Origin of the sequence: Bradyrhizobium sp., assembly GCF_049691595.1 — a bacterium.
Classification (GTDB): domain Bacteria; phylum Pseudomonadota; class Alphaproteobacteria; order Rhizobiales; family Xanthobacteraceae; genus Bradyrhizobium.
In genome coordinates, this window is record NZ_JBAVNZ010000313.1 from 1 (window position 1) to 5520 (window position 5520).

General features: G+C 64.7%; 6 protein-coding genes and 2 pseudogenes. 6 read left to right on the forward strand and 2 right to left on the reverse strand.

What is annotated here, in order from left to right; genetic code table 11:
* The 5 genes and pseudogenes from WCE35_RS13805 to WCE35_RS13825 all read left to right on the forward strand — a co-directional run.
* Positions 1-234, forward strand: a pseudogene (locus tag WCE35_RS13805) (flagellar basal-body MS-ring/collar protein FliF); the annotation flags it as partial.
* A 6-nt stretch (positions 235-240) separates the two neighbouring features.
* A complete protein-coding gene (gene fliG, locus WCE35_RS13810; protein ID WP_424593906.1) occupies positions 241-1323 on the forward strand; it encodes a flagellar motor switch protein FliG in 1083 nt (360 codons plus the stop codon).
* Positions 1323-1946, forward strand: a complete 624-nt coding sequence (locus WCE35_RS13815; RefSeq protein ID WP_424593907.1) for a FliH/SctL family protein — start codon at positions 1323-1325, stop codon at positions 1944-1946. Before fliG ends, WCE35_RS13815 begins: the two co-directional genes overlap by 1 nt.
* A gap of 19 nt (positions 1947-1965) precedes the next feature.
* On the forward strand, positions 1966-2316 hold the full coding sequence (gene fliN / locus WCE35_RS13820) for a flagellar motor switch protein FliN (RefSeq protein WP_424593908.1): 351 nt from the start codon (positions 1966-1968) through the stop codon (positions 2314-2316).
* 52 nt (positions 2317-2368) lie between these two features.
* On the forward strand, positions 2369-3748 hold the full coding sequence (locus WCE35_RS13825) for a sigma-54 interaction domain-containing protein (protein WP_424593909.1): 1380 nt from the start codon (positions 2369-2371) through the stop codon (positions 3746-3748).
* Here WCE35_RS13825 and WCE35_RS13830 read toward each other — a convergent pair.
* Positions 3699-3965: a hypothetical protein gene (locus WCE35_RS13830; protein WP_424593911.1), complete on the reverse strand. Its 267-nt coding sequence runs from the start codon at positions 3963-3965 to the stop codon at positions 3699-3701. The two genes, WCE35_RS13825 and WCE35_RS13830, sit on opposite strands and share 50 nt — an antisense overlap.
* A 16-nt stretch (positions 3966-3981) precedes the next feature.
* On the reverse strand, positions 3982-5193 hold the full coding sequence (locus WCE35_RS13835) for an LLM class flavin-dependent oxidoreductase (RefSeq protein WP_424593910.1): 1212 nt from the start codon (positions 5191-5193) through the stop codon (positions 3982-3984).
* Between the two features lie 188 nt (positions 5194-5381).
* Here WCE35_RS13835 and WCE35_RS13840 point away from each other — a divergent pair.
* A pseudogene (locus tag WCE35_RS13840) lies at positions 5382-5520 on the forward strand (ATP-binding protein); the annotation flags it as partial.

Genomic DNA, 5520 nt, shown 5'->3' on the forward strand with positions numbered 1-5520 from the left:
ACGCTGGCCTTGACCGACGGTGGCGCGCAGGCCTCCGGCGCCCAAAGCGGCGCGCCCGGCCAGGCGCTGGCTGCCGCCGGCAACGCCGCCGCGCAATTGATCGACGTCGCCCAGGTTCAGGGCCAGGTCCATGCCCAGGCCGTGCACCGGGTCGGCGAACTGGCCGAGCGGAATCCAAACGAGACCGCGGCCATCGTTCGTCAATGGCTCAGCGAATCCGCCAACGCCGAGTGACCTGACATGACCGTACCCCAAACCACAAATGCCAACGACATCAACACCGTCATCGCGTCGCTGGCGAGCCGGCAGAGCAATCGCCCCAAGGGCAAGCCCTTGAGCGGCCCGAAGCGCGCCGCCATCCTGATGCTGGCGCTGGGCGAGCAATATGGCGGCAAGGTCTGGGCCCTGCTCGACGACGACGAGGTCCGCGAACTGTCGATGCAGATGTCGACGCTCGGCACCGTCGAGGCCGAGGTGGTGGAAGACCTGCTGCTCGAATTCGTCTCCCGGATGTCGGCATCCGGCGCGCTGATGGGTAATTTCGACGCCACCGAACGGCTGCTGCAGCAATATCTGCCGCCCGATCGGGTGCACGGCATCATGGACGAAATTCGCGGGCCGGCGGGCCGCAACATGTGGGAGAAGCTCTCCAACGTCCAGGAAGAGGTGCTCGCCAACTACCTCAAGAACGAATATCCGCAGACCATCGCCGTGGTGCTGTCGAAGCTGAAGCCGGAACACGCCGCGCGCGTGCTCTCGATCCTGCCCGAGGACATCGCGCTCGACGTGGTCGGGCGCATGCTGAGAATGGAGGCGGTGCAGAAGGAAGTGATCGAGCGCGTCGAACAGACGCTGCGCACCGAATTCATGTCGAACCTCTCGCAAACCCGCCGCCGGGACGCCCATGAGGTGATGGCCGAAATCTTCAACAATTTCGACCGCCAGACCGAAACCCGCTTCATCACCTCGCTGGAAGAGGAAAATCGCGACTCCGCCGAACGCATCAAGGCGCTGATGTTCACCTTCGACGATCTGATCAAGCTCGATGCCGCATCGGCGCAGACGCTGATGCGCAACATCGACAAGGACAAGCTCGGCGTCGCGCTGAAGAGCGCCAACGAGGAGGTCCGCAACTTCTTCCTCGGCAACATGTCGTCCCGCGCCGGCAAGATGCTCATCGACGACATGGCCGCGATGGGGCCGGTACGGCTGCGCGACGTCGACGAGGCGCAGGCGCTGCTCGTCAACCTCGCCAAGGATCTCGCCGCCAAGGGCGAAATTACCCTGACCAAGTCCCGCGCCGACGACGAGCTGGTGTACTGATGGCCGCGCCCGCAAAATTCCTGTTCGACACCGACTTCTCGGCGCCGGAAAAGACCCGCGAGCGGGCCGCGACCTCCGCCGAGATCGCGCAGAAGGTCGCGGCCGTCGAGGCCCGCGCCTTTGGCGATGGTTACGACGCCGGGCAGCGCGAGGCAAAGGCGGAAAGCGACCGCCGTGGCGCGCTCGCGCTTGAAGAGATCGCCATCGCCATCAAAGCCATCGCCACGCGCTTTTCCGGTATCGAAGCGCGGATGGAAACCGAGGCCGTCGACGTCGCCGTGGCGGTGGCGCGCAAATTGTGCGGCGAACTGATCGCCCGCGAACCGCTCGGCGAAATCACCGGGCTGGTCAGCGATTGCTTCGCGCATCTCGTCTCGACGCCGCATCTGGTGGTCCGCATCAACGATGCGCTCTACGAGGCGGCTCGCGAAAAGATCGAGCGGCTGGCCCAGCAGAGCGGCTTCGAGGGCCGGCTGGTGATCCTGGCCGAGCCGGAAATCTCGACCGGCGACTGCAGGATCGAATGGGCCGACGGCGGCGTCGTGCTGGAGCGTGCGGCCATCGAAGCCAAGATCGACGAACTCGTCGGGCGCTATATGGCGTCCCGCGATCAGGCCGCGTGACGGCCATGAGGATTGAACCATGAGCGATACCGACGCACAGGTCCCACTGCCCGATCTCAACGCCGCCGACGCGCCGTCGATCGATGATGTGGCCTACAGCGAAGACGAACAGGCCTTGCGCATCGCGGCCGACCTGGAAGCGGTATTCGACGTGCCGGTGCAGGTCTCGGCCGTGCTCGGCCGCTCCAAAATGGATGTCGGCGAGCTTTTGAAGCTCGGCCCCGGCACCGTGCTCGAGCTGGACCGCCGGGTCGGCGAAGCCATCGACATCTACGTCAACAACCGGCTGGTGGCGCGCGGCGAAGTGGTGCTGGTGGAAGACAAGCTCGGCGTCACCATGACGGAAATCATCAAGGCGGAACGAGGTTAGGTTTTAACGACACGGCGCGCGGCAGGCGCGACCAGACCAACAGGAGACTATCATGCGGCTTCTCATCGTTGGCACATTGAAGGGCCAGCTTACGACCGCCACCAAGATCGCCATGGACAACGGCGCCTCCGTGACCCACGCCGAGACCAACGAACAGGCGATGGCCGTGCTGCGCGGCGGCAAGGGCGCCGACTTGCTGCTGGTCGATGTCGGCCTCGACATCCGCGACCTGGTGATGCGGCTGGAAGCCGAACATATTCACGTGCCGATCGTCGCCTGCGGCATCTCCAATGATGCCCGCGCCGCGGTCGCCGCGATCCATGCCGGCGCCAAGGAATACATCCCGCTGCCGCCCGATCCCGAGCTGATCGCCGCGGTGCTCGCCGCCGTCGCCAACGATTCGCGCGATCTGATCTATCGCGACGAAGCCATGGGCAAGGTGATCAAGCTGGCGCAGCAGATCGCCGGCTCCGACGCCTCCGTGATGATCACCGGTGAATCCGGCACCGGCAAGGAAGTGCTGGCGCGCTACCTCCACGCCCGCTCGGCACGCGCCAAGCGGCCCTTCATCTCGATCAATTGCGCGGCGATTCCCGAGCATCTGCTGGAATCCGAACTGTTCGGCCACGAGAAGGGCGCATTCACCGGCGCGGTGGCGCGGCGGATCGGCAAATTCGAGGAGGCCACCGGCGGCACGCTGCTGCTCGACGAAATCTCGGAAATGGAGGTGCGGCTGCAATCCAAACTGCTGCGCGCAATTCAGGAGCGCGTGATCGACCGCGTCGGCGGCACCAAGCCGGTGCCGGTCGATATCCGCATCATCGCGACATCGAACCGCAATCTGGCCGACGCCGTGCGCGAAGGCTCATTCCGCGAGGACCTGCTGTTTCGCCTCAACGTCGTCAATCTCAAGATTCCGCCGCTGCGCGATCGTCCGGCCGACATTCTCGAACTGGCGCAGCATTTCGCCAGGAAATATGCCGAGGCCAATGGCGTGCCGCTACGGCCGATCTCGGCCGACGCCAGGAAGGTGCTTACCGCCAACCGCTGGCCGGGCAACGTCCGCGAACTGGAAAACACCATCCATCGCTCGGTGCTGATGGCGCACGGCGACGAGATCGGCGCCGAAGCCATCCTGACGCCGGACGGCAACCGCCTCGACCTCGCCAGGACCGCGCCCGCGGTGGCGCATGCGACCTTCGCCGCCGAGCAGGTGACGCGCGCGCTGGTCGGCCGCACCGTCGCGGACGTCGAGCGCGATCTGATCCTGGAGACGCTGAAACATTGCCTCGGCAATCGCACCCACGCCGCCAACATCCTCGGCATCTCGATCCGTACGCTCCGCAACAAGCTGAACGAATATGCCGACGGCGGATTGCCGATCACCCCGGCAGGCGCGGGCGAGTATCAGCGGCTGGCGACCGCGGGTTAATCAGGACCTCACCGCCGTCATTGCTTCGCTCGCAATGACGTTGTTGGATAGTCATTTCACCAAACGAATAACTCGGCGCATCGGGTTTTCGGAAAATGCGAATGGGATCGCCGGGCTGCAGGTCGCGCCCGGTGAAAAACGCATAGGCGAACAGCGCGAGGTAGGCGACCGCCAGCGCGCCGACGCCGTAAAAAGCCCAGACCGCGATGCGCTTCATCACGTGACCGCGTTGATCAACCGGCCGCCGCGACCTTCGGCGGTGGCGTCACATTGACCGCCAGTTTGCCGTAGCGATCCTTGAAGGCTTCGGTATCGATCTCTTCCAACTGGATCGCGCCGCTCATCACGCCGGCTTTCCAGGCGTCGTGCTCGGGATCGTGCCTGAATTCCGGCATCACTTCCTTGGCGAACAGTTCCAGCGAGTCGCAGATGTGCTCGTGGCTGTTCTTGCCAGCCTGGTTGAGCAGGATCACCTGGTCGATGTGCGAACTGCGGAACCGCCGCAGTTTCTTGCGGATGGTTTCCGGCGAGCCGATCAGGCCGCCGCGCAGCGCCGCCTCCTGCGCTTCCGGATTCTCGCGCTTCCACTTGTTGTACTCGTCCCACATGTTGACGGTGCCGGGGGCCGGACGCTGGCGGTTCTGCGATGCGCCGTAGAAGCGCAGCGCGAACTGGAAGAAGGTCGCGCCGTCGGCGCGCGCCCGCGCCTCCTCGTCGGTCTTGGCGCACATGAAGAACGACACCAGCGCCATGTTCGGATTGATCCGGTAGTCGGCGAGCTTCTTCAGCCGCTTGGTGATCGCGTTGTAATAGGCGTGCACCCAGGCATGCGCCGCGTCCGCGCTGACGAACTGGAAGCCGAGCGCGCCGAAGCCGTGCCGGCCCGCGCGCTCGATGGTCGGCAATTGCGAGCACGCCATCCACAATGGCGGATGCGGCTTCTGCACCGGTTTCGGCACCACGTTGCGGAGCGGTATGTCGAAATATTTGCCGTGATGCTCGCTGCCGCCGTCCCCAAACATCGGGAAGATGGCGCGGACGGCTTCCTCGAACACTTCCTTCTTGGTTTCCATGTCGCGGCCGAACGGCGTCAGCTCGGTGATCGAGGCGCTCTCGCCCATGCCGAACTCGCAGCGGCCATTGCTCAGCAGATCGAGCACCGCGACGCGCTCGGCGACCCGCGCGGGATGATTGGTGGTAAGCTGCAAAATGCCGTGGCCGAGCCGGATGTTTTTGGTGCGCTGGGAGGCTGCGGCGAGAAAGGATTCCGGCGACGGCGAATGCGAATATTCCTCGAGGAAATGATGTTCCACCACCCAGGCATGGTCGTAGCCGAGCCGGTCGGCGGTCTCGAGCTGCGTCAGCGCGTCCTGGTAGAGCCTGAGCTCGTCGCCGGCTTGCCACGGGCGCGGCAATTGCAGCTCATAAAAGATGCCGAACTTCATGACGTATCTCCCGCGACCGGCTCGTTGTTTTGCGCGTAGTGTAGCCCCGGCAAGGCGCAAGTCTAGCCTCGGTTCCGCACAGCAATTCCGCGCTATGGAAGCCGGCTTGATTGGAACGCACGAATGGTTAGCTTTGCGGGCTGTTGAGTCGTCGCCTCCTAGCACGACCTCCGCTCCGCCGAGACCCCATGACCATCTTTACGCCTCACCAGGATTCCGCGCTGAAGGCGGTTGCCGATTGGCTGAAGGCCAAGCCGGGCAGGAACGGCACGCCGCCGGTGTTCCGCCTGTTCGGCTATGCCGGAACCGGCAAGACCACGCTGGCGC

Bases quoted from the DNA above. Each gene is read 5' to 3' on its own strand.
- WCE35_RS13835 (WP_424593910.1), bottom strand. From the start codon at position 5,193: ATGAAGTTCGGCATCTTTTATGAGCTGCAATTGCCGCGCCCGTGGCAA.
- WCE35_RS13825 (WP_424593909.1), top strand. From the start codon at position 2,369: ATGCGGCTTCTCATCGTTGGCACATTGAAGGGCCAGCTTACGACCGCC.
- WCE35_RS13830 (WP_424593911.1), bottom strand. From the start codon at position 3,965: ATGAAGCGCATCGCGGTCTGGGCTTTTTACGGCGTCGGCGCGCTGGCG.
- fliG (WP_424593906.1), top strand. From the start codon at position 241: ATGACCGTACCCCAAACCACAAATGCCAACGACATCAACACCGTCATC.
- fliN (WP_424593908.1), top strand. From the start codon at position 1,966: ATGAGCGATACCGACGCACAGGTCCCACTGCCCGATCTCAACGCCGCC.
- WCE35_RS13815 (WP_424593907.1), top strand. From the start codon at position 1,323: ATGGCCGCGCCCGCAAAATTCCTGTTCGACACCGACTTCTCGGCGCCG.